Source organism: Pseudomonas mosselii (assembly GCF_005796105.1).
GTDB lineage: Bacteria > Pseudomonadota > Gammaproteobacteria > Pseudomonadales > Pseudomonadaceae > Aquipseudomonas > Aquipseudomonas mosselii_C.
Genome location: NZ_VAUO01000021.1, coordinates 17,610 through 41,750, shown reverse-complemented (window position 1 = coordinate 41,750; position 24,141 = coordinate 17,610). Strand labels below are relative to the sequence as shown.

At 64.7% G+C, this 24,141-nt stretch carries 24 protein-coding genes and 1 pseudogene; 5 read left to right on the top strand and 20 right to left on the bottom strand.

Annotated features, from left to right (window positions below; genetic code table 11):
• Positions 1–140: 140 nt before the first annotated feature.
• The 7 genes from FEM01_RS23085 to FEM01_RS23055 form a co-directional block, all read right to left on the bottom strand.
• Complete coding sequence (locus tag FEM01_RS23085; protein WP_138221762.1) at positions 141–1,154, bottom strand: XdhC family protein; 1,014 nt, start codon at positions 1,152–1,154, stop codon at positions 141–143.
• A gap of 48 nt (positions 1,155–1,202) precedes the next feature.
• The gene (locus FEM01_RS23080; protein ID WP_138221761.1) at positions 1,203–2,543 is read right to left on the bottom strand and encodes a c-type cytochrome; all 1,341 of its coding nucleotides are present in this window, start codon (positions 2,541–2,543) and stop codon (positions 1,203–1,205) included.
• A 9-nt stretch (positions 2,544–2,552) separates the two neighbouring features.
• Entirely contained in the window at positions 2,553–4,796 is a 2,244-nt protein-coding gene (locus tag FEM01_RS23075; protein WP_138221760.1) for a xanthine dehydrogenase family protein molybdopterin-binding subunit, read from the bottom strand.
• On the bottom strand, positions 4,796–5,251 hold the full coding sequence (locus tag FEM01_RS23070; protein ID WP_138221759.1) for a (2Fe-2S)-binding protein: 456 nt from the start codon (positions 5,249–5,251) through the stop codon (positions 4,796–4,798). The genes FEM01_RS23075 and FEM01_RS23070 overlap by 1 nt, the downstream gene beginning before the upstream one ends.
• 182 nt (positions 5,252–5,433) lie before the next feature.
• The gene (proP, locus tag FEM01_RS23065; protein WP_138221758.1) at positions 5,434–6,930 is read right to left on the bottom strand and encodes a glycine betaine/L-proline transporter ProP; all 1,497 of its coding nucleotides are present in this window, start codon (positions 6,928–6,930) and stop codon (positions 5,434–5,436) included.
• Between the two features lie 100 nt (positions 6,931–7,030).
• Positions 7,031–7,951: a glutaminase B gene (gene glsB, locus FEM01_RS23060; protein ID WP_138221764.1), complete on the bottom strand. Its 921-nt coding sequence runs from the start codon at positions 7,949–7,951 to the stop codon at positions 7,031–7,033.
• A 114-nt stretch (positions 7,952–8,065) separates the two neighbouring features.
• Entirely contained in the window at positions 8,066–8,965 is a 900-nt protein-coding gene (locus FEM01_RS23055) for a LysR family transcriptional regulator (protein ID WP_138221757.1), read from the bottom strand.
• Positions 8,966–9,071: 106 nt separating this feature from the next.
• Here FEM01_RS23055 and FEM01_RS23050 point away from each other — a divergent pair, with 106 nt between their 5' ends.
• Positions 9,072–10,151 (top strand): AbrB family transcriptional regulator, encoded by a 1,080-nt coding sequence (locus tag FEM01_RS23050; protein WP_240791788.1) that lies wholly within the window; start codon positions 9,072–9,074, stop codon positions 10,149–10,151.
• Between the two features lie 54 nt (positions 10,152–10,205).
• On the opposite strand, the gene FEM01_RS23045 is transcribed toward FEM01_RS23050, so the two are convergent.
• The 3 genes from FEM01_RS23045 to FEM01_RS23035 form a co-directional block, all read right to left on the bottom strand.
• Positions 10,206–10,748, bottom strand: a complete 543-nt coding sequence (locus FEM01_RS23045; protein WP_138221755.1) for a heme-degrading domain-containing protein — start codon at positions 10,746–10,748, stop codon at positions 10,206–10,208.
• 178 nt (positions 10,749–10,926) lie between these two features.
• Complete coding sequence (locus tag FEM01_RS23040) at positions 10,927–11,352, bottom strand: hypothetical protein (protein ID WP_138221754.1); 426 nt, start codon at positions 11,350–11,352, stop codon at positions 10,927–10,929.
• Between the two features lie 80 nt (positions 11,353–11,432).
• Positions 11,433–12,122: a hypothetical protein gene (locus FEM01_RS23035; protein WP_138221753.1), complete on the bottom strand. Its 690-nt coding sequence runs from the start codon at positions 12,120–12,122 to the stop codon at positions 11,433–11,435.
• Between the two features lie 171 nt (positions 12,123–12,293).
• On the opposite strand from FEM01_RS23035, the gene FEM01_RS23030 reads away from it, so the two are divergent.
• Together FEM01_RS23030 and FEM01_RS23025 are read left to right on the top strand one after the other, a co-directional pair.
• Positions 12,294–12,455 (top strand): DUF2986 domain-containing protein, encoded by a 162-nt coding sequence (locus FEM01_RS23030; protein WP_138221752.1) that lies wholly within the window; start codon positions 12,294–12,296, stop codon positions 12,453–12,455.
• Positions 12,456–12,459: 4 nt separating this feature from the next.
• Complete coding sequence (locus FEM01_RS23025) at positions 12,460–13,155, top strand: HD domain-containing protein (protein WP_138221751.1); 696 nt, start codon at positions 12,460–12,462, stop codon at positions 13,153–13,155.
• A 37-nt stretch (positions 13,156–13,192) separates the two neighbouring features.
• Here FEM01_RS23025 and FEM01_RS24855 read toward each other — a convergent pair.
• Positions 13,193–13,258, bottom strand: a pseudogene (locus FEM01_RS24855) (transposase domain-containing protein); the annotation flags it as partial.
• 88 nt (positions 13,259–13,346) lie between these two features.
• Positions 13,347–14,171 carry a GIY-YIG nuclease family protein gene (locus tag FEM01_RS23020; RefSeq protein ID WP_138221750.1) on the bottom strand — a complete coding sequence of 275 codons (825 nt, stop codon included), beginning with the start codon at positions 14,169–14,171 and terminating at the stop codon, positions 13,347–13,349.
• A 470-nt stretch (positions 14,172–14,641) separates the two neighbouring features.
• On the opposite strand from FEM01_RS23020, the gene FEM01_RS23015 reads away from it, so the two are divergent.
• Together FEM01_RS23015 and FEM01_RS23010 are read left to right on the top strand one after the other, a co-directional pair.
• On the top strand, positions 14,642–14,899 hold the full coding sequence (locus FEM01_RS23015; protein ID WP_138221749.1) for a hypothetical protein: 258 nt from the start codon (positions 14,642–14,644) through the stop codon (positions 14,897–14,899).
• Between the two features lie 52 nt (positions 14,900–14,951).
• Positions 14,952–15,251, top strand: a complete 300-nt coding sequence (locus tag FEM01_RS23010) for a DUF3077 domain-containing protein (protein ID WP_138221748.1) — start codon at positions 14,952–14,954, stop codon at positions 15,249–15,251.
• 108 nt (positions 15,252–15,359) lie between these two features.
• Here the strand turns inward: FEM01_RS23010 and FEM01_RS23005 are convergent, their stop codons facing one another.
• From FEM01_RS23005 to FEM01_RS22970, 8 genes are all read right to left on the bottom strand, one after another.
• Positions 15,360–15,959: a sarcosine oxidase subunit gamma gene (locus tag FEM01_RS23005; protein WP_138221747.1), complete on the bottom strand. Its 600-nt coding sequence runs from the start codon at positions 15,957–15,959 to the stop codon at positions 15,360–15,362.
• 3 nt (positions 15,960–15,962) lie between these two features.
• On the bottom strand, positions 15,963–18,866 hold the full coding sequence (locus FEM01_RS23000) for a 2Fe-2S iron-sulfur cluster-binding protein (RefSeq protein WP_138221746.1): 2,904 nt from the start codon (positions 18,864–18,866) through the stop codon (positions 15,963–15,965).
• A complete protein-coding gene (locus tag FEM01_RS22995) occupies positions 18,863–19,168 on the bottom strand; it encodes a sarcosine oxidase subunit delta (protein ID WP_138221745.1) in 306 nt (101 codons plus the stop codon). Before FEM01_RS22995 ends, FEM01_RS23000 begins: the two co-directional genes overlap by 4 nt.
• Positions 19,169–19,179: 11 nt before the next feature.
• The gene (locus tag FEM01_RS22990) at positions 19,180–20,421 is read right to left on the bottom strand and encodes an FAD-dependent oxidoreductase (RefSeq protein ID WP_138221744.1); all 1,242 of its coding nucleotides are present in this window, start codon (positions 20,419–20,421) and stop codon (positions 19,180–19,182) included.
• A complete protein-coding gene (folD, locus tag FEM01_RS22985; RefSeq protein ID WP_138221743.1) occupies positions 20,403–21,314 on the bottom strand; it encodes a bifunctional methylenetetrahydrofolate dehydrogenase/methenyltetrahydrofolate cyclohydrolase FolD in 912 nt (303 codons plus the stop codon). The genes FEM01_RS22990 and folD overlap by 19 nt, the downstream gene beginning before the upstream one ends.
• On the bottom strand, positions 21,311–22,177 hold the full coding sequence (gene purU, locus FEM01_RS22980) for a formyltetrahydrofolate deformylase (protein WP_138221742.1): 867 nt from the start codon (positions 22,175–22,177) through the stop codon (positions 21,311–21,313). The genes folD and purU overlap by 4 nt, the downstream gene beginning before the upstream one ends.
• A gap of 266 nt (positions 22,178–22,443) precedes the next feature.
• On the bottom strand, positions 22,444–23,358 hold the full coding sequence (locus tag FEM01_RS22975; protein WP_138221741.1) for a pyridoxal-phosphate dependent enzyme: 915 nt from the start codon (positions 23,356–23,358) through the stop codon (positions 22,444–22,446).
• 14 nt (positions 23,359–23,372) lie between these two features.
• Complete coding sequence (locus tag FEM01_RS22970; RefSeq protein WP_138221740.1) at positions 23,373–24,068, bottom strand: helix-turn-helix transcriptional regulator; 696 nt, start codon at positions 24,066–24,068, stop codon at positions 23,373–23,375.
• Positions 24,069–24,141: the final 73 nt, after the last annotated feature.

Below are 24,141 nucleotides of genomic sequence, written 5' to 3'. Positions count from 1 at the left end.
AATCAACAAGTTATGTGTAGTTCTATGAGAGCGGCCTCGCCGGTCCGGCGTCCCGGCAAGGCCGCTCCTACAGGTACCGCGCTTGCTTCGGGTGCTATCCACTGCGCCCCTTGCTTCGCGGCGGATCGTCGCTCGAAGCCTCAGGCCGCTGATTCGTGCTGCGCTTTGGCCTGCAACACACTCACCGCTCCCGGTAGCGTCACCGCATTCTTCGCTGCCAACACCTCGGCCATCACACTCACGGCGATTTCCGCCGGGGTCTTGCTGCCGATGTAGATGCCGATCGGCCCATGCAGGCGTTCGAGGCTGCGTTCGGTCTGGCCGAAATGCTCGATCAGCCGCTCGCGGCGCAGCTGGCTGTTGCGTCGCGAACCAATCGCGCCAATATAGAACGCTGGGCCTTGCAGGGCCTCCAGCAGAGCCAGGTCATCCAGCTTCGGGTCGTGGCTGACGGCGATGATGCAGGTGCGCGCATCGACACGAAATGCGCGCACTACATCATCTGGCATGCCCTGAAGGGTCTCCACCCCCGGCACCGCCCAACTGGCACTGTGCTCAGGGCGTGGGTCGCACACCGTCACACGGAAACCGTTGAACAGCGCCATGGTGGCGAGGTATTCGGCCAACGCCCCGGCGCCGATCAGCAGCATGCGGTAACCGGGGCCGAGGGTGTTGCGCAGGTAGTGGCTGTCACAGTCGAACGGCGCCGGGCTGGCGCAGGGGGTGAGGCTGACGCTGCCATCGGCCAGGGCCAGGCGTCGACACACCAGTTGCCCGTCGTCCAGCAGCGTGAGCAATTGGCACAGGGCCGCGCGCGCGGGGTTGAACTCCAGGATCAACTCCAGGGTGCCGCCGCAGGGCAGCCCGAAGCGATGCGCCTCGTCGGCGCTGACACCGTAGCGCACCCGCTCGGGCGGGCCATCGACGAACGCCTGGCCGCCGTAGGCGGTGGTATAGCGGTGGATCAGGTCGTCTTCGATGCAGCCGCCAGACACACTCCCGACCACCCGCCCATCGCTGCGCAGGGCCATCATCGAACCCACCGGGCGCGGCGACGATCCCCAGGTATGGGCAACGCTCGCCAGCAATACGCGATGCCCGTCGGCAAGCCAGTCGTGGGCGGTGCGTAGCACCAGCAGGTCGATGCTTTCCATGGTTTGCTCACACCTCGTTCAATGTTGCTTGATCACGCTTGGCGGCTGTCAGCGCATGTGCAGGATGATCGGGCTGCTGCTGGCCGGGTCGGTATGCCCGCGCAACTTGCCCACGGCCTGTGCCTGCACCGCTGCGCCCTGATTGCCCCAGGTGGTGCGGGCGAAACTCAGCACATCGGCGATTTCCTGGTCGGACAGCTGGCCACGAAACGCCGGCATGCGGTAGGCGTCCGGCACCCCGGCGGCGACGATGCGCTGCGAGCCGTTGAGGGTGATGTTGATCGCCGAGGCGCTTTCGCTGGCCAGCATCGAGGTGGCCCCGGCCAGCGGTGGCATCCATTCGGCCTGGCCCTTGCCGTCCAGGCCGTGGCAACTGGCGCAGCGCGTCACGTAGGTGTGTGCGCCCGGTGCGTCCAGACGCTCGTTCGCGGAAACGGCCTGGTACTGCCAGGGTGCGCCGTCGCGCTGCGCATCGCCCGGCAACGACTTGAGGTAGCGGGCGATGGCGGACAGGTCATCGTCGCTCATGAACTGGGTGGAATTGTTGAACGCCTCGGTCATCGAGCCGTAGACCACCGCATGCTGGTTACGTCCGGTCTTGAGGAACTGCACGATCTCGGGCTCGCTCCAGCGACCAAGGCCGGTGTTGTGGTCCTGGCGCAGGCTCGGTGCGTACCAGCCGTCGAGCAGTGCGCCGGCGAGAAACGGCGCGCCGGCCTCGTCCAGGGCTTTTTCGTTGAACGCCAGGCCCCTCGGCGTGTGGCAGCTGCCGCAGTGGCCGGGGCCTTGGACGATGTACGCGCCACGGTTCCACAGTGCATCCTGGCCGGGCTTGTCGGCATAGGCGTTGGTGGGTGCGAACAACCCGTTCCACAGCGCGATCGGCCAGCGCAGGTTGAGCGGCCAGGGGATGCTGCTGGGCACATTGGCGGTGGCCGCCGGTTGCACACCCTGCATGAAGAACGCGTACAGCGCGCGCACATCGTCATCGCTGAGCTTGGCGTAGGACGGGTAGGGCATGGCCGGGTACAACCGGCGCCCGCCCGGGGCCACGCCATGGCGTACGGCACGGTCGAAGTCGGCCAGGCTGTAGGCGCCGATGCCGTGTTCGCGGTCGGGGGTGATGTTGGTGGCATGGATCGCCCCCAGCGGCGTGGCCATTTCCAGCCCGCCTGCGAAGGGCGCCTGGCCTGGCAGGCTGTGGCAGGCCACGCAGTCGCTGAGCCGGGCGACATATTCGCCACGGCTGACCAGCGTTGTGTCCACCCCGGCGTCGGCGGTGAACGGCGAGGCGGGCTCGCGGGTGACATACCAGGCCAGCAGGCCGGCGGCGACCAGGCAGGGCACGGCCAGCCAGGTCGCGCTGCGTGCGAATCGGCGATTGCTCATGGGCGCTCCTTAGCTGAACGAATGGCGGTCAAGTGGCAGGCTGCGGATGCGTTGCCCGGTCAGCCGCGCGACCGCATTGGCCACGGCCGGTGCCACTGCTGGCAACGGTGGCTCGCCGATGCCGCCCATTTTTTCGCCGCTCTCGATAATGCGTACATGCACCCGTGCCATGCGCGCAGGCGGCAGGATCGGGTACAGGTCGTAATTGCGCGCCTGCGGCATACCGTTGCGCCACACCGCTTCTTCCAGCAGGGTTTGCGACAAGCCCAGCGCGACCGCGCTGTTGACCTGGGCTTCGATGATCGCCGGGTTGACGATGCTGCCAGGGTCGATGGCCTGCCAGATGTCGTGCACCTTGACCTGGCCGTTGTCGATGGACACCTCGGCGATCACTGCCGCCTGCGAGCCGAACGGCGAGGCCATGGCCACGCCACGGGCGCGCTGGCTGCCGTCTGCGGCGGTGAACGGGCCGCGCTTCCAGCCACCGGACAATTCGCCCACCGCCCGCAGCAGGGTGGTCAGGCGGGAATTGTCGCGCAGCAGGTGCAGGCGCAGCTCGAACGGGTCATGCCCGCCTTTGTCAGCCAACTCGTCGAGGAAGCTTTCATAGAAGAAATCGTTGAGCGAATTGCCCACTGATCGCCAGTAGCCGAGCATCGCCGGGCCTTTGACATAAATCTGCGCAATGCGCTTGTTGGCAATGGCGTAGGCCTTGCCTGACAGCCCTTCGAGTGCGGTGGGGTCGATTTTTTCGCCTTGCTTGCCGGCCAGGGCCTCGGTCGGGCCTTCGGTGGCGCTGATCGCCTCGATGGCCACGGGCAGGCCTTTTTCGTCCAGGCCGGCGCGGAACTTGACTACCGCCACCGGGCGCAGCACATCACGCAGGAACTCTTCCTCACGGCTCCAGATCAGCTTGACCGGGCGTCCAACCGCCTTGGCCAGGGCAATCGCCTGCGGGTAGGGGTTGGCCGAGTCGTACAAAAAATGCCGACCGAAGAAGCCGCCCAGCAGCGGCGAGTGCAGGGTGATCTGCTCGGGCGCCAGCCCAGTGCGCTTGGCAATGTCGGCGCGGAACATGTCTGGCGCCTGGTTGGGCAGCCAGACCTCCAGGCTGCCGTCGGGGTTGAAGCGGGCGGTGGCCGAGGGCGGCTCCAATTGGCCGTGGTTCAGGTACTGGTTGCGGTAGCTGGCTTCAACGGTGGTCTTGGCCCCGGCCAGGGCAGCGGCGATGTCGCCTGCGCGCTCGTCATCGCGGGCCGGTCCGGTCTGGGCGGCCAGGTGGTCGCGCCAGGCATCGCTTGAAAAGTCTGCCGGCATCACCCGCAGCGGGCTGTCGGCGGCAGGTGCCTGCCAGTCGACCTGCAAGGCTTCGGCAGCACGCTTGGCGTGCCACCAGCGCTCGGCCACCACGGCCACTGCGCCGGGCAACCGGTGTACCGAATGCACACCCGGCATGGCGCTGACCTGCGCTTCGTTGCGCACCTCGGCCACGGTCATGCCCAGGCGGGGAGCGTGCTGCACGGCGGCGTGCAGCATGTCGTCGAGCTTGATGTCGATGCTGTAGATCGCCTTGCCGGTGGACTTGTCGTAGGCATCCACGCGGCGCACTGGCTTGCCGATCCAGCGGAACTGGCTGGGGTCGCGCAGTTGCACGCTGGCCGGATCCGGCACTGGCAGGTCCATCGCAGCGCCAGCCAGCTCGCCATAGCTCAACGTACGGCCAGAGGCAGCATGCAGCACCTTGCCAGGCGCACTGGACAGCTCGCTCAGCGGCACACCCAGTTGCGCGGCGCCGGCTTGCAGCAGCATGGCGCGGGCCAGTGCGCCGAGGCGGCGCATGGTCGGATAGCTCATGCGCACCGACATGCTCCCGCCAGTGATACGCATGCCGTTTTCCATCACCACATAGGCTTCACCAGGCGGGGCGCTGTCGACCAGGAAGTCGGCAGGGTCTACATCCAGCTCTTCGCCGACGATTTGTGCCATTGCCGTGTAGGTGCCCTGGCCGCCCTCCATGAAGGGGCACAGCAGGCGGACTTTGCCGTCCGGGCGGATTTCCAGGAACGCCGGCACCTGGGTGCCGCGCTCAGGGCTGGCGGCGGCGTGGGCGCGTGGCGTGCCCACCGGCAGGCCGAAGCCCAGCACCAGTGCGCCGATGGCGGTACCCGCCAGAAAGCGTCGGCGCGACAGGTTGACGGTTTCGCCAGCGGGCAGCCGCAGCAGGTCGGCGGGGGTGTCCAGGGGAGCGTTCATCAGGCGTTACCCCCTTCGGACAGGTCTTGCACGGCGGCATGGATGGCGTTGTAGGTGCCGCAACGACACAGATTGACCATCGCCGCGTCGATCTGCGCGGCACTCGGTTTAGGCGTGTGCTTGAGCAGTGCGGTGGCCGCCATCACCTGGCCGGACTGGCAGTAGCCGCACTGCGCCACTTGATGCTCGACCCACGCCGCCACCACGCGTTTGCCGACCGCGTCGTCCTCGATCGCCTCGATGGTGGTGACCTCGCGGCCGACCACCCCGGCCACCGGGGTCACGCAGGCGCGTACCACGTTGCCATCCACCAGCACCGAGCAGGCGCCACACTGGGCCAAGCCGCAGCCGTACTTGGTGCCCGTCAGGCCGAGGTCGTCGCGGATTACCCAGAGCAAGGGCGTGTCGGCGTCAGCCTCGACCTGATAGGTCTTCTGGTTGATTCGTAGTTCCATGGCTCACCTGTTGATCATCGGTCGATGTGTCGTGGTTTTTTTGACCTGCCGCGCGTCGAGGCGCGGCTCGGGGAGGGTACAGATCAAAGACTCTAGCGCGCATGTAGCGTGTTTCCCATGTCGGGGCCGGCAGGTTCGCAGGATCAGGCAAGGATTTCGGGGGATTGCGCTAGTGTCCTGTCTCAGTCGATACGCGGATGCTGCTGCGCCAGTTGCTGGCGCTTGGCTTCAAGCTCGGCGATCTGCGCGTCGATATCCTCGATCTTCTGCTCGATGTTGTCGTGGTGCTCGCGCAGCAGTTCGCGTGCCTCTTGCAGGTCCGATGCCGCCGGGGCCGCACCGCGCAGGGGGCGGTTGGCGGTTTCCTTCATGGTCAGCCCGGTGAGCAGCCCGATCACGGCCACCACCATCAGGTAATAGGCCGGCATGTACAGGTTGTCGGTGCTTTCGACCAACCAAGCGGCCAGGGTCGGGGTCAGGCCTGCGATCAGCACCGAGATGTTGAACGCACTGGCCAGGGCACTGTAGCGAATGTGGGTCGGGAACATCGCAGGCAGCGTCGAGGCCATTACACCGATGAAGAAGTTCAACAGCACCGCCAGGATCAGCAAGCCGGCGAAGATTACCGCCAGTTTGCCGCTGGTGATCAGCATGAACGCCGGCACCGCCAGCACGAACAGGCCAATGCTGCCGAGCAGGATGAATGGCCGGCGCCCCCACTTGTCGCTGAGCAGGCCGATCAACGGCTGTACGAACAGCATGCCGATCATGATCGCGATGATGATCAGCACGCCATGGTCCTCGCTGTAGTGCAGGTTGTGCGAGAGGTAGCTGGGCATGTAGGTGAGCAGCATGTAGTAGGTGACGTTGGTGGAAATCACCACGCCGATGCAGGTCAGCAAGCTCTTCCAATGCTGGGTGGCGACTTCCTTGAACGAGACTTTCGGGCCGCTGGCCAGGCCTTCGCGATCACCTTGTTCGAGGGCTTCGACATGCTGCTGGAAGGCTGGGGTCTCTTCCAGCGCATGGCGCAGGTACAGGCCGATCAACCCCAATGGCAGGGCCAGGAAGAACGGCAGGCGCCAGCCCCATTCGAGAAACTGCGCCTCGCCCAGAATCGTCGAGATCAGCACCACCACGCCTGCGCCAAGCACGAAGCCTGCGATAGAGCCGAAATCCAGCCAACTGCCGAGGAAGCCGCGCTTGCGGTCAGGGGCGTATTCGGCGACGAAGATCGACGCCCCGGTGTACTCGCCGCCTACCGAAAAGCCCTGGGCCATCTTGGCGATCAACAGCAGGATCGGCGCCCAGATGCCGATGCTGGCATAGGAGGGGATCAGGCCGATGGCGAAGGTGCTCAGGGACATGATCACGATGGTCGCGGCGAGCACCTTCTGGCGCCCATAGCGGTCGCCCAGGGCGCCGAAGAACAAACCGCCCAGCGGGCGAATCAGGAACGGCACCGAGAAGGTCGCCAGCGCCGCGATCATCTGCACGCCGGGGCTGGCGTTGGGGAAGAACACCTTGCCCAAGGCATAGGCGACAAAGCCGTAGACGCCGAAGTCGAACCACTCCATGGCGTTGCCCAAGGCTGCGGCGGTGATTGCCTTGCGCATCTTGGCGTCGTCGACGATGGTGATGTCCTTGAGGCGGATAGGCTGTTGCTTGCTGGTAGTCATGACAGGGTCCCTTGCGTGTCCTATGGGATCAGAGGCTCGGGTGCGCAAAATAATTCCGCGCCAGGTTTCATTCCTTGCGCGCAGGGTCGGGCAGCGGCGCTCAGCCGACCGGCGAAAACACCGACCCGGTCAGCCGCTCGCTGAGCAACTCCAGTGCGCGCAGTCCCGCCAGCGAGTTGCCCGAGGCATTCAGCGCCGGTGACCACACGCAGATGCTGTAGCGCCCCGGCACCACCACCACGATGCCGCCCCCGACGCCGCTCTTGCCCGGCAAACCCACGCGGTAGGCGAAATTGCCGGCCTCGTCGTACAGCCCACTGGTGGCCATGATCGCGTTCACCTGCTGGGCCTGGCGCGGGCTGAGCACCTGTTCGCCGCTGTGCGGGCAGTGGCCGCGGTTGGCCAGGAAGGCGAAGGCACGGGCCACGTCCACGCAGCTCATCGACAGTGCGCAGTGGTGGAAGTAGCTGCGCAGCACGGCTTCGACCTCGTTGTGGAAGTTGCCGAAGGCCTGCATCAGGTAGGCCATGGCGGCGTTGCGCGCGCGGTGCTGGTACTCCGAGTCGGCCACCACGGCATCGCTGACCAGCCGGGGGTTGGCCGCCAGGCGCCGGACGAAGTCGCGCATCGACAAGGTCGCGGTGGCATAGCGCGATTGGTTGATGTCGCAGATCACCAGCGCCCCGGCATTGATGAACGGATTGCGTGGGCGGCCTTTTTCCACTTCCAACTGTACTAGCGAGTTGAACGCCTGACCCGAGGGCTCATAACCCAGGCGCTGCCAGATCGCCTCGCCGCTGTGGCTGATCGCCTGCACCAGGCTGAAGACTTTGGAAATGCTCTGGATCGAGAACGGTGTACGGGCATCGCCTGCACAGTGCAACTGGCCATCCAGGCTTTGCACGGCAATGCCCAGCTGGTTCGGATCGACCTGGGCGAGGGCGGGGATGTACTGCGCCACCTGGCCTTGGCCGAGCAAGGGGCGTACGTGGTCGAGGATGTCTTCGAGGAGTGCCTGCATGCTAGGGCCTGGTGTGAGGGATGGGCGCATTCGGGGAAGTCCTGATAGACGCATGCCGCAGGCGCCAGAGCACATGGGGGACGCACTTCGGGCGCTGGCCGAAGCGGCGCGGCGCTACGCCTGTCCGGCCAGCGCTGCGCCGCTTCTGAGCAACTCCACCATCACCTGTGCTGCCGGCGGCACGTAGCCGTCGGCGCGCAGCCACACTGCCACGGTGCGGCGCATGGTGGTCTCGGCCAGACGGACCTCGCGTAGCTGCGACATGCCGTGGCCATGCTCCAGGGTTTCCCGGGCCAGAAAGCTCAGCAGCTGCGTGCGGGCGATCAGGCGGGGTAGCAGCGAGATGGCATTGGTCTCGATCTTCACCCGTGGCGCTGGCAACTGGCGCGACAGGAACGCGTTGTCGATCCAGCGCCGCGCGTTGACCGTCGGGGCGCCCAGTACCCAGTGGTACTGGCACAGGTCCTTGAGTTCGACACTGCCTTCGAAGATCGGGTGGTCGGCACTGGCCACCACCACCGCTTCGTCGTGGATCAGCGGGTAGGCGAGAAACTGCGGGTCATCGACCATCAGTGGGCAGATGATCGCATCGAGGCGCCCGGCGCGCAGCGACTCGCGCAGCACATCGTCCTGGGCGATGGACAGGCTCAGGGTGATCGCCGGCGCGCGCTCCAGCAAGCTGGCCGCCAACTGCGGCAACAGGTGCTCGGCCATGCTCGCCGCGCAGCCCAGGCGAATGTTGCCGGTCAGGCCACTGGCGAAGTCGCGCACCTCGCGTTCGGTTTCACTGATGCTCAGGCGCAACTGTCGGCCACGGGCCTGCAACAGCGCACCGGCATCGGTGAGCTTGATGCGCCGGCCATCGCGCTGGAACAGCCGGGCGCCAAGTGATTCCTCCAGGCGCTGGATGCTCTTGCTCAGCGCTGGCTGGCTACGGTTGAGCTTTTCGGCGGCGCGGCCGAGGTGGCCAAGTTCGGCGATGGTTTCGAAATACGTGAGGTCGCGAAGGTCCATGATTCATGAATTTCAGTTATGGATTCATCGAAAGTGGAAAATAGACCTGATCGATTGCGCCGTCGATAATTTGTTCACTGTATCGCCCTGTTCGAGGATCCAGACCTTGCTTCTAACCGCTCACTGGCTGCGCTGCACGTGGTTTCAATGGCTGGCCCTGGTGGTACTGGCGGCCACTGCCGGGCAACTGTTGCACCGCCTTGCAGTGCCGGCAGGCTTGTTCCTCGGGCCGATGATCGTGGCCATTGGCTTTGGCGTGAGTGGGGCGCGAATCCGCCTGCATCGGCAGGTGTTTCGCTTCGGGCAAGGCTGTGTCGGGCTGCTGGTAGCGCATTCGATCTCCTGGGCGGTGTTGGTGTCGCTGGCGCAGTCCTGGCACCTGATGCTGTTTGCCACGCTGCTGACGGTGCTGCTCAGTGCCGTGGTAGGGCTGGGCACCGTGCGTTTTGGCGGCATCCCGGGCAATACGGCGGCCTGGGGCACTGCGCCGGGGGCCGCGTCGGCGATGGTGTCGATGTCCGAAGAGAGCGGCGCCGACCCACGCGTGGTGGCGACCATGCAGTACGTGCGCGTGGTCTGCGTGGTGCTGGCCGGCTCGCTGGTCAGTCATTGGCTAAGTACTAGCCAGGGTGTGGTCGCACCAAGCGTGCAGCATCCAGGCGCGGCGCCACTGGAGGTGGTCAACCTGCTGTTGGGGCTGGCGGTGATCGGTGTGGGCGTGCTGGCTGGCGCCAGGCTGCCGGCAGGCGCGCTGCTGGTGCCGCTGTTGCTGGGCGGCAGCCTGCAACTGGCGGGGTTGCTGAACATCAGGTTGCCGGAGCCACTGCTGGCGTTCGCCTACGGCGCCATCGGTTGCTACATCGGGCTACGCTTCGACCGCCAGACCGTGCGCTATGTCGCGAAGCGGCTGCCGGCGATGATCATCGGGGCGCTGGTGCTGATCGTGCTCAATGCTGGCTGTGCCTGGTTGCTGGCGCGCATGGCCGGCACCGACTTCCTGTCGATGTACTTGGCCACCAGTCCCGGCGGGCTGGATGCCATGGCTATCATCGCGGTGGAAACCCGCGCCGATGTGGGGCTGGTGCTGGCGATGCAGACACTGCGCTTGTTCGGTGTGATTCTGACCGGGGCATTCATCGCGCGGCAGATCATCCGCCTGACCGAGCACACGGCCAGGGCAGACTAGGTGTCGCTCGCTGCACAAGGCTGGGTAGGGCGGCGTTCACACGCGCTGGCGTGCTCAGCCGCTCACCGGTTCACGCGCGGCCTTCTCGCTGGCGCGTTTGGCCGGGGCCGCCAGTGACAGCGCGGCGCGGTCTTGCCCGAGCAGGTCGCACAGCGCATCGACGATCACCTGATGATCCTCCCGCTCCGGCAGCCCCGAAACGGTCACGCAACCAATCACCCCGGCACCCTTGACGGTGATCGGGAAACTGCCACCGGCACTGGCGTAGTCGCAGAGCGGAAGATTGTAACGCTGGGTGATGTCTTTTTGGTCCAATGCCAGCTGGTGGCCAATACGGTACGAGCTGCACAGAAAACGCGCCACGGTATTGCGCTTGCGGCGGATCCAGTCGTGGTTGTGCGGGGTGATGCCAGGCCGGCCGGCGAGGAACAGCACTTGGTCGAAGCGTCTGACCTCGATCAACAGCGCCCAGCCTTGCGCCTCGGCGCGCGCGTGCAGGCGCGAGCCCAACTGCCAGGCGACCGCTTCGTCGAAGTGCTCGAATTGCAGCAGTTGTTCCTGACGGATCAACAAGGCCAGATCCTCGGCAAGGGCCATGATGGCGCTCCTCCGCTTTAGGGCTCCGTGCAAGGGGGTGTCCGGGCTGCCATGCCAGGTTCGGATGAACCAAGATGAAATGTTTTTCATCTTGTGTTCAGCAAGCGTAGCAGTGTTTTGCGACGGGCTCGGGAGGTCCTTCGACCGCTTGGCGTATCGCCGGGACGCGGCTTGCCGATTAACGCGACTGACGACTGTATTCGAGCTGCTCGTTGAAGCTCTTGATAAAGCCTGGGATGAAACCTTGCGTGAAGGTGTAGGTGTAGTGAGCCAGAACCGCGACGATCAACAATGGCACCACCACCCCGACAAACTCGCTGTGGCGTCGCGCGCAGCGCCACAGCCCCACCAGTTGCCACAACCACAGGATAAGGCTTATACCGATCAGCACCCCGGCGAGGTAGGCCGAATCAATCGGGTCGCGCGAGGGGTTGCCCAGCAGGGTTTCCACCTGCGGCGTTGCCAGAGCGTCGAACAACAGGCGTACGGCAACGCCGTTGAGCCAGAAGGTGCGAGTCAATGACAGTTCGCCACGCCAGTGACGGGACAGGTACGAGCGACGCGGCGCGGTGTGCGCAGGTGCGGTGTTGTAGGCGCGGTCCATGACGGCGGCAAATCCTTGAGAGCAAAACGGCTAGTAAAGTAGCAGTTTGCCATTATTTCGGCCAGGTTCACCCAGGTGCGTCAACCCGGCTTGCGGCTGGCGAACGCGATCAACTCGGCGCCGTGAAAGAGGCGGGTATCTACGCGGTAACAACTGTCGAGGTTCTTGCGCACGTAGCCCCATGGTTTTTCAGGCGGGCCGCAGTCGGAGTACAGCATCGCATCGACCAGTACCCAATAACGCACGCTGTTGTCGGACTGCGTCAACAGAAACAGACTGGACGTGAGCACGGCGATGGCGAAGAACGGCCTGAGCTGTGCAAGCGATTCGGGCGGCGTCTGGCCTTGCTCCGTGGGGGCTGGCTTGGCGCGAGACACGGGTTGGACGACCTTTCGGTAGGCGCTGGTGATGAGCAGGTACAAACCGATGAGCATCAGCGACAGCGGGATGGCCAGCAGCACGCCACCCACGCTCGCCGATTGCCGGATGTATTCGGCTTCGATACCCAGTTGGGCGTTTATCTGCTTTTCGGCAGACAGCTTGCAGATGAAGAAAATCACCACCGAGCAGAAGAACGAAGTCGGCCAGTGGTTGATGAACGTCAGGATCCGCTTGCGGTTCGCCACGCCGTAGACGATGCCAGCGAAGCAGGTAAGGGTGACAACGGCGTACATCAGCACGGTGAAGTGCTCAGGGCTAAGGCGTGCCGCCAGCCACAGGCAGGCAAGCAGGCCAAGGTACTTGAGCAGTGCTTTTTTGCGTTCACTCAATGTCGTGTGCTCCTTTTTTGAGTGGATGGGCAAACCGGTGCCATCCAAGGCCGGCTTGCCCGGCATTTTACTCAACCGCGCGTTGCTCGCGATGAGCGCCGGCCACCTCATGCACGGCGCCGGCACTTGCTGTATCGTGCGCCCCGACCCGCCCGAAGGAGGCTGCCAAGCATGAACCGCCGCAAGAAGATCAACCAGTTGCTAAAGGCCCACGCCAAGAAGGCCAGCGCCAAGCTGGCACCCAAGAGCAAGGACAAGTACATCTGCAAGGCCGAGCGCCAGCGCCTGGCAGATGAGGCCGCCGCCCAGGCGACTCCGCCGGTCGAGGGCTGAGTGCATGTCCGGCACGGCGTTCCAGCCGTTTGCGCAATTGGCCGGCGAGCTGCTCGCTTACCTGCCGGCTGACCAGGCGGACGGCTCCCACGACCTGTCGCACCTGCAGCGGGTCTGGGCCAACGCCCGACGCATACAGGCTGTGGAAGGCGGGGACCTGGAGGTGCTGCTGGCCGCCACCTTGCTGCATGACTGCGTGGCAGTGGAGAAAAACTCGTCCCTGCGCGCCCAGGCCTCGACGCTCTCGGCCGAACGGGCCGGGGTCATCCTGGCCGGCATGGCCTGGCCGGCGCCGCGTATCGATCAAGTGACCCATGCAGTGCTCAGCCATAGTTTTTCAGCTGGTTTCGAACCCTTGACCCTGGAAGCCAGGATTCTGCAGGACAGCGACCGCCTGGATGCCATCGGCATGGTCGGCGTGGCGCGCTGTTTCTATGTGTCCGGGCGCATGGGGTCGGCGCTGTACGATGTCGAGAACCCCACCGCCGAGGGTCGCGATTATCGGGATCGAGCATTTGCCATCGAGCACTTCCACACCAAGCTGCTGAAGCTGGCCGAGGGTTTTCAGACCACGGAGGGCGCGCGTCTTGCGCAGGTGCGGCATGGGCGGCTGAAGGTTTTTTGGGCGGATTTCATGGATGAGATAGGCATATCATCCGCGCGCTGGGGCCAGAAATGTTCGGATCGATCAGGTGTTTGAGGGAGTGCGAACCATTAACCCCACCTACTCACAGGATGGGCAACCGCTCCATTACGTGGCGCAGCCACGTATAGGGTTCCTGGCCGTTGACCTTGGTTGTCTCGGCTTGAACCGCCCTGAGGGGCGATTCAGTTGCTGCATCGCTTGCCCTTCGCATTGGGCCTACTTGGCAATCCCCGCAATTTTGGGCTTCAGTTCCCATTCAACCCACTGTCCCGGGTCAGCAGCCTGCGCTTCCAGTGGATTTCCTTGAGCATCATTTCATCCTTGCCTGTGTGCTTGTCAGCGATCTCCAGGATGCTGAAACGAAAGTGTTCGGCAAATGAATCGCCGCGTCGTTTGTGCAGCTCGCGAATCCTGACATTCCCGCCGTGGCCGCTATGGGCGTAGGTTGCCCAACGGTCCCAAAGGCCGCCTGTGCCGGTTGCTGAGCCCACGTAGAGTTGCTCCTCGCCCTTTGTCCGATCGGAAATCAAATAGACGCCCGCGACGTTCGAAAGCGCTGTATGCCACGACTCAAGACCCTCCCTTACGATGGTCTTGAGCTCGACGTGGCTGATGTCCACGTCCTTGTAGCCGGGAAATTTGCCGACGGTCATGGGTTTTTCAAGAATCGAGGAAATGACCATGCTCCTGAGGCAGGTTTCCAACCAAAGGTAATTGCCCCGGGGTTTGACATAGTCGAGGATCAGGCGGCCTTCCAATTCGGCGAACTCTGGTATGCGGCGGTAGTGGTAGACGAACTCGCGTTTCTCGGGCTTGGATTTTTCTTGATTGAGCGTCAAGCAATCGTAGACCCCGGCAAGCAGCCATTTGTGTGTCCCAGGTATTTCCACGAGTCCGAGCAGGTAGTCGCATTCGAAGTTCCTGCGGCTTTGCCATGACTGCCAGTCGTCAAACTCGCCCGCGAGGTAAACGTCCATGGGGTGATCGTGGCCATTGTGCTGTGCCAGGTGCACCTTGGTGTTTTGGACGCAGAGGGCGGGTTGCAGGCTGGTAAGCAGGTTGATGAGCATCAAGGACAGTCCAGTGTCTTGCGGAATGGAAAACGGATGATGCTATTTGGCCATTCCCTTGGGGGAAATGCCATCCACTTCCTACCGCAGACGTTGCAAACCTTGATCGTGAGAGCAACTTTCTTGCGTGGTCCTACAGAAATTAATCAGATTTTCCCTATTCCGTGTAGGCCGTTTCCGAACCATGCTTTGCCACCTTTTGCATCATCGTACTGAGGTCTAGTGTCGCCAAGTCGCTGCGAAAACAGCGGCCGGGTCTGCAAGCCTGCGCGGGACAACTAGAACCAGTACCACCAGAACCAAGGCTTTATAAGTCTGGTTTGGCTTGATGGTGGCTGCGTGCGGGTGGCCTTCGGGCCAGCCGGGCTTTTCTCTAGTTGCCCCGGTCTTGCAGGCCCGTACGTAGCCGCCACCCTTCACCTGCAAGTGAATGGATAGCGGCCCGATCAGTGCAACTAGAGAGCTATGCCATGTTCAAACCCGTCCCCGATCCACCCCAATTCCCCGATACCCCTCACTACCTCGAAGACACCCTGGCCGAAGCCCTGGAATACACCCAATGTGGCCTTGCCGTTGGTAGGCAATCCCTGGCTTTCCTGCCCAGATCACCCGCCACGATGATGCTGCTGAGCGTGATGCACGAACTCGATGCCGTGCGCACGTTGGTGGAGTGCGCGCTGGCGCAGGTGCAGCTCAAGACGCGACGTGACACCTGCACGCTGCATTGACCTCGGCGCTCTCACGCGTGCGCTTTGGTGTCATTCGACAAGAGGAGTTCTCATGAGCGAGCACACTTTGGACCCTTTGGGAAAACTTGGCTGGACCGTCGGCACCGCCACCTGCATGGAGGGCGCCGTCGAAGGCAAGCGACTGTTCCAGGTGGTGCCGGGCAACTGCGCCGATCACGCCCTGGAGCAAGCCTCGATCCTGCTCGCCAGTGCGCGGCGTGCTTCGTTTATTGGGGTGATGGACAACGAACCCACTCTGGTCTGGGCCGCCCACTACCTTGGCGAAATGGCCAAGGCACTGATGGACGATGCACACAGGGGAATGCACAAAAGCGGTTGCCCTGCGCGTTGACCCCATTGCAGGTTTTGCCAGCGCTCACCGCCACGGCCAATGGCTTGAAATCAGTGCCGGCTTTGGGCAGCTGGCGAAGCCTGCGATAGGTCTCGCCAGACGATCCATTCATCCCAACGATTTCTCAAGGGATTCGACCACCCCCTCGAATTCAGCCATTGCATCCTTCAATGCCGCAAGGAAGTACGCCCGTGACGCCCGGTCGAACAACACGTGCAGCGCCCCACCGACATTCACCACGATCACGTTGATCCGCGCCGCCGAGGTCTGTGCCACGCTGCCCACGGCAAATGCGCCGTCGCGCAGGTCCACCCCGCACAGCTTGGCCATCAGCGCACTGACCTGGTCGCCGGCCAGTTGCACCCAGGCGTGGCTGTCCTGGCGCGGTAGCAGGTAGTTGCGCGTGTCATCGTCCAGCGTCCACTCGGTTTCGAGTGCTGCCACGCGCGCTCCACGCTCGGCGAGGGCTCCCAGCACCAGGTATTCGGTGTTCGACAAACGCGCCACCCAGCCGCCGTCGTCCTGGCGCTCGGCATGGTTGGGCCGGGCCGGCAGGCGATAGCCTCGGGCCTGTAGCCAGGCAGCGCTGTCGGCGCCGCGAAAACCCACGCGGGGCAACTCGGTCAGGTCGGTCAGGGTGCACGGCGACAGCAACACCGAGGGGTGGCGGCGTTCATCGAACGCTTCGGCTTTCAATGGACGGGTCATCACTCACACCTCCTGACGGGCGTTTTCGGGGTCGAAGAATGGCAGTGGCACCACCTGCGCCTGGACGATCTCGCCGCCCTCCACGCGAATCGGGATGTGCATGCCGGGGGTGGCCTGGCCTGCGCCAGCGTAGGCCAGGCCGATGATGCGGCCGAGGGTCTGCGAGTATTCGCAGGAGGTGACGTTGCCGCTGATGTGCGCCCCATCCAGTACCAAGTGGCCTTCCAATGGCTGGGTAACGCCCTTGGGCAGGGTGAAGCCGACCAGCTTGCGCTTGAGCGGCTGGGCTTCGAGGATCTCGATGGAGCGCTTGCCGACGAAGAACGGCTTCTTGCGACCGATCGCCCACTGCATGTCGATCTCGCCGGGGTGGGTCATGCCGTCGGTGTCCTGGCTGATGATCACGTGGCCTTTTTCCAGGCGCAGCAGGCGTTGGGTCTCGACCCCGAACGGGCGGATGCCTTCGCCCTGGCCGGCCTGCATCAGGGCGTCCCACAGGCGTTCGGCATGGCGTGCGGGCACGTGCACTTCATAGCCCAGCTCGCCGACGAAGCCCACGCGCATGATCCGCGCCGGGATCCCGGCCACCGTGCCCAGACGCACGCCGAGGTAGGGGAAGGCCTGAGCTGACAAATCGACGTCATCGCACACCTTGGCCAGCACCTGGCGCGACAGTGGGCCGGCGAGGTTGACGGCCGCCAGGGCGGCGGTGACGTTGGTGATGTCCACGTCCAGGCGCCACTGGGCGTTCCACTTGAGCATCTGCTGGTAGATACGATCGACGCCGCTGGTGGTAGCGGTGACATAGAAATGCTGGGCACCGAGCCGAGCACACACGCCGTCGTCGATCACCACGCCATGCTCGTTGGTCATCAGCGCGTAGCGCGTACGACCGATGGCCAGCTTGGCGAAACCGAAGGTGTACAGGCGTTCGAGCAGCTCGGCAGCGTCCGCGCCGCGCACGTCCAGCCCGCCGAGGGTGGACACGTCGATCAGCCCGACTTTTTCGCGCACCTGGCGCGCCTCGGCCTGCATGCACGCCTCACGCGCGTCGGGCTTGCCGTAGTAGGCGGGGCGCTGCCAGATACCGGCGGGCATCATCTTGGCGCCCGCCTCCAGGTGACGGCGGTGCATCGGGGTTTGCCGGTAGGGGTCGAAGGCACGGCCGGCCACATGCGCAAGTTTTTCCGCCTGGAACGGCGGACGCGCCGTGGTGACCCCCGTTTCTGAAATACTGCGGCCTGTGGCCTGGGCCACCAGACGCGCGGTGGGCAGCGCCGAATGGCGGCCTTGCGAGGGGCCCATGCCGACGGTGGAGAAGCGCTTGACCAGTTGCACGTCACGGTAACCGCTGCGGGTGGCATTGACGATGTCGCGCACTTGCAGGTCTTCGTCGAAATCGACGAAATCCTTGCCCTTGGGGTGGGGGAAGATCGGCCAGGGGAAGTTGACCTTCGCCTCGGGGCCGAAGGTGCCCAGCGCCGGGGTGGGCAGGCCGAGTGCGGCCAGGGCCTGGGCTGCGGCGCGGGTGGCGTCGGTGAGCACGTTATCCAGGGCATGCTGGCCATTGACCGAGCCTGCGATATCCAACCCTGCGGGCAGGCCGCTGATGGTGAACGCGTCGCGGTTGACCTCGTACGCCAGCTTGCCACCGGCTTGGCACAGCAACTGGTACACCGGCATGTAGCCGGCTGACATGCACAACAGGTCGCAGGCGACGCGCAGGCCGTGCTCTCCGACCTTGCCTTGCCCGGTGATCGGGCGAATCTCGGCGCCGCTGACGTGGCGCATGCCGCGTTCATGCAGCGCCTCGTAGACAGTGCTGCCCAGGTGCAGGGGGATGTCGCGGCGCTTGAGTTCGGCGGCAAGCGCCGGATCGGCCGGGGCGGCGCGCAGGTCGACCAGGGCGGCGACGGTGACGCCTTGCTCCTGCAAGTCGAGGGCCGCCAGGTAACCGTCGTCGTGGCCGGTGAGCAGCACTGCGCGCTGGCCGGGCTTGACCGCGTAGAGCTTCATCAGGCGCTGCGCGGCGCTGGTCAGCATGACCCCGGGCAGGTCGTTGTTGCGAAACACCACCGGCTGGTCGAAGGAACCGGCGGCCACCACGCAGCGCGTGGCACGCACCTTGTACATGCGCCGGTGCTGGATCACCGGCAGGTAGTTGTCGGTGAACCAGCCATTGCAGGTGGCCTCGCACAGTACCTGGATGTTCGGGTGGCCTTCGATGGCGCCCAGCAGCTCCTGGCGCAGCCTGGCAGCGCGCTCGCCCTGGATGTCGAAACGCGCGTAGTTGAGCGAGCCGCCCAGTATAGGCTGCTGTTCGATGAGCAGCACCTTGGCGCCGGCATTGGCGGCATCCAGCGCGGCGCGCAGACCGGCGGGGCCGGCGCCGATCACCGCCAGGTCGACGAACAGATAGGCCTTGTCGTAATACTGCGGCTTGAAATCGAGGTTGAGCACGCCCAGGCCGGCTTTCTTGCGGATCAGCGGCTCCCAGACCTTCCACATGCCCTTGGGCTTGTAGAACGAGCGGTAGTAGAAACCCACCGGCATGAAGCGCGAGAACGTGCCCAGGTAGGCGTCGCGGTCGTGGTCGAGGCTTCCGTTGAAGTTCTGGCCTTCGACCACCAGCCCATCACTGACAGCGTGCAGGTCGGCCAGTACGTTGGGCTCGTCGGGCAGTTGCACCAGGGTGTTGGCGTCCTGTCCGGCCAGGCTCAGCGGGCCGCGCGGGCGGTGGTACTTGAATGAGCGCGACAGCAGCCAGCGGCCGTTGCCGAGCAGCGCGCTGGCGATGCTGTCGCCGGCAAAGCCTTGGTAGGGCTGGCCGTCGAAACTGAAATGCACGGGCCGCTCGCGGTCGATCAGCAGGCCCATGGGCGCGGGGAGGCGAGTGTGGCTGTTCATCCGGCAATCTCCGGGCTGGCGGCGGGGGTGAAGTCGACGCGCTGGTCGAATACGTCCTTGGGGTCGAAGGTGCGCAGCACCTGGTCGCTGACGGTGTGGCGCTCGGCCAGGAACCAGTAGCTGGAGGCGTTGTGCAGCCACCACTCCAGTACCACGCCTGCGAGGTTCTCGCTGTTGAACACGTAGTCGGCCCACTCGGCGTCGCTGCACGTGGCGGGGTCGGGCATGTGCTTGAACTCGCCGCCGTAGGTGAACTCGCTGATGTTGCGTGGGCCGTTCAAGGGGCAGGTGAGGATCTTCATCGGTGTGCTCCTTAGTGGCTGGCCGCGGTGGCGCCCATTTCGTTGACCTGCTGGAAGCGGCTGAAGCGCTCCAGGGCGAACGGAGCGATCAGTTCGGGAACCTTGCCGCCGCTGGCGACCAGCTCGGCCATGCTCTTGCCGCAGATGGGCGTTGCCTTGAAGCCCCAGGTGCCCCAGCCGGCGTCGAGGTAGTAGTTGTCTATCGGCGACAGGCCCATGATCGGGCTGTAGTCCGGGGTCATGTCGGTGCTGCCGGCCCACTGGCGCATCAGCTTGGCGTTGGCCATGAACGGGAACATCTCGATGGCATGGGCCAGCAGGCTTTCCTTGAGGTCCAGGGTCGAGCGGGTGTTGTACAGCGGGTAGGGGTCGGAGCCGCCGCCGAAGACGATCTCGCCACGACTGGTCTGCTGCACGTAGCAGTGCAGTGCAGAGGAGCTGACCAGCGGGTCGAGGAACGGCTTGAACGGCTGGGTGACCATCGCTTGCAGCGGGTAGGTGTGGATCGGGGCGCGGATGCCGGCCTTGGCCATCAGCAGCGAACTGGCCCCGGCCACCGCTTGCACCACGCAGCCGCACTGAACGTTGCCACGGTTGGTCTTGAGCGCTTCGATGCGGCCGTTGCGGATCACCAGCTCCTGCACTTCGGTGAGCTGATGGATTTCCACGCCGCGCTTGGCCGCCTGTTTGGCATAGCCCCAGGCCACGGCGTCGTGGCGCGCGGTGGCACCGTCGATGTGCCACAGGCCTGCGAGCACTGGCAGGTGGCCGGGGTCCAGGTTCAGGCTGGGGACCAATTCGCGGATCTGCTGGCGGTCGATCATCTCGGTGCGCCCGCCGAAGTGCTTGTTCACCTCGGCACGTTGGCGGAAGGCGCGCACGGTGGCGTCGGTGTGCGCCAAGGTGAGCTGGCCGCGCTCGGAGTACATGATGTTGAAGTCGAACTCGTTGGACAGGTTCTGGAACAGCCGCACGGATTCTGCGTAGAAGCGCACGCCCTCGCTGGTCAGGTAGTTGGAGCGGATCACCGCCGTGTTGCGCGCGGTGTTGCCGCCGCCCAGGTAGGCTTTTTCCAGCACCGCGACATTGGTGATGCCGTGGTACTTGGCCAGGTAGTAGGCGATGGCTACGCCGTGGCCGCCGCCGCCGATGATCACCACGTCGTAGCGCGGCTTGAGTTCGCAAGGTGGCGGCAGGTCGACGTCCACCGGGTAATCGGCACTCAGGCCGTGTTTCAGCAGGGCGAAGGGCATGCGGTGCGCTCCAGGTGGGCGGCCTGTTGTTGCAGGTCGAGGGCCAGCAGGGTGTTTTTCATCAGGTAGGCGATGGTCATCGGGCCGACACCGCCGGGCACCGGGGTGATGGCGGCAACCTGGGAAAGGGCTGCGTCGAAGTCGACATCGCCGACCAGGCGGCTGCGGCCGTTTTCCTCGATGCGATTGATGCCGACATCGATCACCACCGCGCCAGGCTTGAGCCAGCTGGCGTCGATCAGGCGCGGTTTGCCCACCGCGGCCACCACGATGTCGGCCTGCCTGCACAGCGCCTGCATATCGCGGCTGCGCGAATGCACCACGGTCACCGTGCAGTCGGCTTGCAGTAGCAAGGCAGCCATGGGTTTGCCGACGATGTTCGAGCGGCCCACCACCACCGCGTACTTGCCGCGCAACTCGCCACAGGTATCACGCAGCAGGCGCATGCAGCCGCTGGGGGTGCAAGGGGTGAGCACGTCGCGGCCCTGGGCCAAGCCACCGACATTCTGGCTGTGGAAACCGTCGACATCCTTGAGTGGGTCGATGGCTTGCAGTACGCAGTGTTCGTCGATGTGTCTCGGCAGCGGCAGTTGCACGAGGATGCCGTTGACATCCGGGTCGCGGTTCAGGCGTTCGATCAGCGCCAGCAGTTGGGCCTCGGTAGTGTCCGGCGCCAGGCGGTGTTCCAACGAGCGAATGCCCACTTCCTCGGCGCGGAGCACCTTGTTGCGCACATATACCTGGCTGGCCGCATCCATGCCCACCAGCACCACTGCCAGAGCCGGTTGCAGGCCATTGTCGCGCAGGCTGCCGACCTGCTCGCGCACCTCGGCCAGGACCCGCGCTGCGGTGGCCTTGCCGTCGATCAGCGTGACGCTGGAGAGGGCGTTCATTTGAAGATCACCGTGCGGTCGTGATTGAGAAATACCCGGTGTTCGAGGTGGTACTTGACCGCGCGCGACAGGGCGATGGTTTCGGTGTCACGGCCGATGGCCACCAGGTCGTCGGGGGTGTAGGCATGGTCCACGCGCTGTACTTCCTGCTCGATGATCGGGCCTTCGTCGAGGTCGCTGGTGACGTAGTGGGCGGTGGCGCCGATCAGCTTCACGCCGCGTTGGTAGGCCTGGTGATAAGGCTTGGCGCCCTTGAAGCCGGGCAGGAAGGAGTGGTGGATGTTGATCGCCTTGCCGCTGAGCTGGCGGCACAGGTCGTCCGACAGAATCTGCATGTAGCGCGCCAGTACCACCAATTCCGTGCCGGTCTCCTCGACGATACGCATCAGCGCGGCTTCTTGGTCGGCCTTGGTTTCCTTACTGACTGGCAGGTAGACGAAGCGAATGCCCTGGCGTTCGGCCATGGCGCGCAGGTCAAGGTGGTTGGACACCACGGCGGTGATGGTCATGTCCAGCTCGCCCTTGGCGTGGCGGTACAACAGGTCGCTGAGGCAATGGTCGAATTTGCTCACCATCAGCAGCACGCGCATGGGCTTGGCGCTGCTGTGCAGGCTCCAATCCATGGCAAAGCGCTGGGCCACGTCGGTGAAGCCTGCTTCGAGTTGTGGGGTGTCACCGCTCACGCCAGTGTTGTAGCGAAACACCGCGCGCATGAAGAAGCGGCCGTTATCCTCGTCGTCGAACTGCGCCATCTCGCTGATGTAGCAACCGTGCTCGGCCAGGTAGGTGGTGACCGCTGCGACGATGCCGGACACGGCCGGGCAACTGACGCGCAGGATGAAATGGTCGGGAGCGGGGTGCATGGGGGTGTCCTCGTGGCGTGAAGGGGGGCAGGGCTGGCACAAGGGCGAAAGGGGCGATGCGGAGATATTTTCTTGGTGGGAATATAAATTTCCCTTGGGCGATTTATAGGCGAAGTGGGGGTAGGAGGTCCAGCGGTTTGTGAAATTTTTTATCCTGTGAGGAAAGTTTTGCCGATTTCAGGGGGGCAAGCTCTTGTAGGTGCGCCTTGGCAAGGCTGCACCTACAGGGGGGCGCTGGATTCGGATATCGCGCAGAGGTGGACGGCTTACGCCTGTTCCCGCCAGGCGCGGATCTGCTCCAAGGTGGCTGTGGCGCCGCCGCAGACGATCACCAGTACCTGGCGATAGGGCGCCAGCACCTCTGGCCGCTCCAGCAGCGCCAGGGCTGCGCCGCAAGCTGGCTCCACCAGTAGGCGGTGATCGCGCAGCAAGCGTTCGCAGGCCTGCAATGCCTCGCGGTCGCTGACCACGTGGCTGTACAGCGGATGCTCGCGGCTACAGGCCAGCGCCTGATCGGCCACGCGCTTGGCGCCGAGCGAGGTCGCCACCGAGGTGATGCCCGGCAGCTCGACGCTGTGCCCGGCGGCCATTGCCGCATGCAGCGAAGCCGCGCCGTGGGTTTCCACCGCCAGCACCGGTACATCCGTCCAGCCGTTGCGCCGCAGGCCCTCGACCACGCCGCTGAGCAGGCCGCCGCCGCCGACCGACAATACCAGCGCATCGGGCTTCATGCCCGTCGCGGCCACTTCGTCGATCATGCTGGCATGGCCTGTCCACAAAAGCGGATCGTCGAACGGGTGGATGAAGGCATCTTCAGGCCCGAGCAAGGTTTGGGCGTGGGCGTTGGCCTCCTGCCACGAACTGCCGCGCACCACCACGCGGGCGTCCTCCAGGCGCAGCAGCTGTTTGGCGTGCTCGGTGGTGGTCTCGGGTACCACCACGGTCACTGGCACGCCCAGTTGGCGCCCGGCGTAGGCCACCGCCAGCCCGGCATTGCCGCCCGAGGACGAGACGAAGTGGCGTGCCCCTCGGGCGTGGTGGGTCTGACAGGCATGGCCGACCCCGCGCAGCTTGAACGAGCCGCATGGCTGCAAGGCTTCGAGCTTGAGCCAGATCGAACGGGCGGTGCTCAGCGAGAGCGGGCGGGATTCGATCAGTGGGGTGTGGATGTGCAGGGTCATGGCGGCTCCGGTGCTCAGTCGCGGACAGCCGGCGCGTGCTCGCCGCGCAGCTGTTCCAGGTAGTTGTAGATGGTGTAGCGGGTCACGCCGAGGGCCTCGGCGGCTTTCTCCACGCCGCCCTTGACGATGAACAGGCCGCGATCCTGCATCATCCGCACGGCCTCGACCTTGGCTTGCTTGTTCATGCGTCCCTGGCCGCTGCGCTGCAACGCGGCCTGGATGATCTCGGCCATCAGCACCGGCATGTCGGCGGGTGCGTCGTGGGTGAGCGGCGTGGGGTTCGCGCCGAGCGCCTGGAAATGCTGGAGGAATGCGAAGGCGGCATCGAGGCCGGTGATATCGGTGTTCACGCACAGGCTGGCGAACGGCTGGCCGGTGCTGTCGCGGAAAATGGCGGTGGCGCTGCGCAAGCTGCGACCCTTGAGGGCGGTGGGGTAGTCGGGCAGCACCAGCGGGGTGTTGCCGTGTTGGTCGCGGGCAGCCTGGAGCAGTGCCTTGAAGCCCTGGTCCTGCTCGGGGGCGGCAATAATCGGGCTGCCGACCTGGCGACCGGACACTTGGCCGTTGGCGATCGCCACCACCGAGCGTTCGGGTTGCTCAAGGTCATGCAGGAGAATTTCGACATTGCTGGGGGCAACGCTGGCCAAGGCCTGCAAGGCGGCCTTTAGCACAGCGAAGGTGAGCTGGCGCTCTTCGGCGGGCGTCATCATGGCGGGCACTCAAAAATCAACAATTGGTTGATTTTTGCATGCGCTGTTGAAATTGGCCAGGGTTTTGGATGCC

What these genes read in the sequence shown, in the direction of transcription:
- FEM01_RS22995 (WP_138221745.1), bottom strand. Translation starts at nt 19,168, where the DNA reads ATGAAGATCCTCACCTGCCCCTTGAACGGCCCACGCAACATCAGCGAG.
- folD (WP_138221743.1), bottom strand. Translation starts at nt 21,314, where the DNA reads ATGAACGCCCTCTCCAGCGTCACGCTGATCGACGGCAAGGCCACCGCA.
- FEM01_RS23005 (WP_138221747.1), bottom strand. Translation starts at nt 15,959, where the DNA reads ATGACCCGTCCATTGAAAGCCGAAGCGTTCGATGAACGCCGCCACCCC.
- FEM01_RS22990 (WP_138221744.1), bottom strand. Translation starts at nt 20,421, where the DNA reads ATGCCCTTCGCCCTGCTGAAACACGGCCTGAGTGCCGATTACCCGGTG.
- FEM01_RS23070 (WP_138221759.1), bottom strand. Translation starts at nt 5,251, where the DNA reads ATGGAACTACGAATCAACCAGAAGACCTATCAGGTCGAGGCTGACGCC.
- purU (WP_138221742.1), bottom strand. Translation starts at nt 22,177, where the DNA reads ATGCACCCCGCTCCCGACCATTTCATCCTGCGCGTCAGTTGCCCGGCC.
- FEM01_RS23000 (WP_138221746.1), bottom strand. Translation starts at nt 18,866, where the DNA reads ATGAACAGCCACACTCGCCTCCCCGCGCCCATGGGCCTGCTGATCGAC.
- FEM01_RS23085 (WP_138221762.1), bottom strand. Translation starts at nt 1,154, where the DNA reads ATGGAAAGCATCGACCTGCTGGTGCTACGCACCGCCCACGACTGGCTT.
- FEM01_RS22970 (WP_138221740.1), bottom strand. Translation starts at nt 24,068, where the DNA reads ATGATGACGCCCGCCGAAGAGCGCCAGCTCACCTTCGCTGTGCTAAAG.
- FEM01_RS23025 (WP_138221751.1), top strand. Translation starts at nt 12,460, where the DNA reads ATGTCCGGCACGGCGTTCCAGCCGTTTGCGCAATTGGCCGGCGAGCTG.
- FEM01_RS23075 (WP_138221760.1), bottom strand. Translation starts at nt 4,796, where the DNA reads ATGAACGCTCCCCTGGACACCCCCGCCGACCTGCTGCGGCTGCCCGCT.
- FEM01_RS23040 (WP_138221754.1), bottom strand. Translation starts at nt 11,352, where the DNA reads ATGGACCGCGCCTACAACACCGCACCTGCGCACACCGCGCCGCGTCGC.
- FEM01_RS23030 (WP_138221752.1), top strand. Translation starts at nt 12,294, where the DNA reads ATGAACCGCCGCAAGAAGATCAACCAGTTGCTAAAGGCCCACGCCAAG.
- FEM01_RS23080 (WP_138221761.1), bottom strand. Translation starts at nt 2,543, where the DNA reads ATGAGCAATCGCCGATTCGCACGCAGCGCGACCTGGCTGGCCGTGCCC.
- FEM01_RS23010 (WP_138221748.1), top strand. Translation starts at nt 14,952, where the DNA reads ATGAGCGAGCACACTTTGGACCCTTTGGGAAAACTTGGCTGGACCGTC.
- FEM01_RS23015 (WP_138221749.1), top strand. Translation starts at nt 14,642, where the DNA reads ATGTTCAAACCCGTCCCCGATCCACCCCAATTCCCCGATACCCCTCAC.
- proP (WP_138221758.1), bottom strand. Translation starts at nt 6,930, where the DNA reads ATGACTACCAGCAAGCAACAGCCTATCCGCCTCAAGGACATCACCATC.
- FEM01_RS23045 (WP_138221755.1), bottom strand. Translation starts at nt 10,748, where the DNA reads ATGGCCCTTGCCGAGGATCTGGCCTTGTTGATCCGTCAGGAACAACTG.
- glsB (WP_138221764.1), bottom strand. Translation starts at nt 7,951, where the DNA reads ATGCAGGCACTCCTCGAAGACATCCTCGACCACGTACGCCCCTTGCTC.
- FEM01_RS23055 (WP_138221757.1), bottom strand. Translation starts at nt 8,965, where the DNA reads ATGGACCTTCGCGACCTCACGTATTTCGAAACCATCGCCGAACTTGGC.
- FEM01_RS22975 (WP_138221741.1), bottom strand. Translation starts at nt 23,358, where the DNA reads ATGACCCTGCACATCCACACCCCACTGATCGAATCCCGCCCGCTCTCG.
- FEM01_RS23020 (WP_138221750.1), bottom strand. Translation starts at nt 14,171, where the DNA reads ATGCTCATCAACCTGCTTACCAGCCTGCAACCCGCCCTCTGCGTCCAA.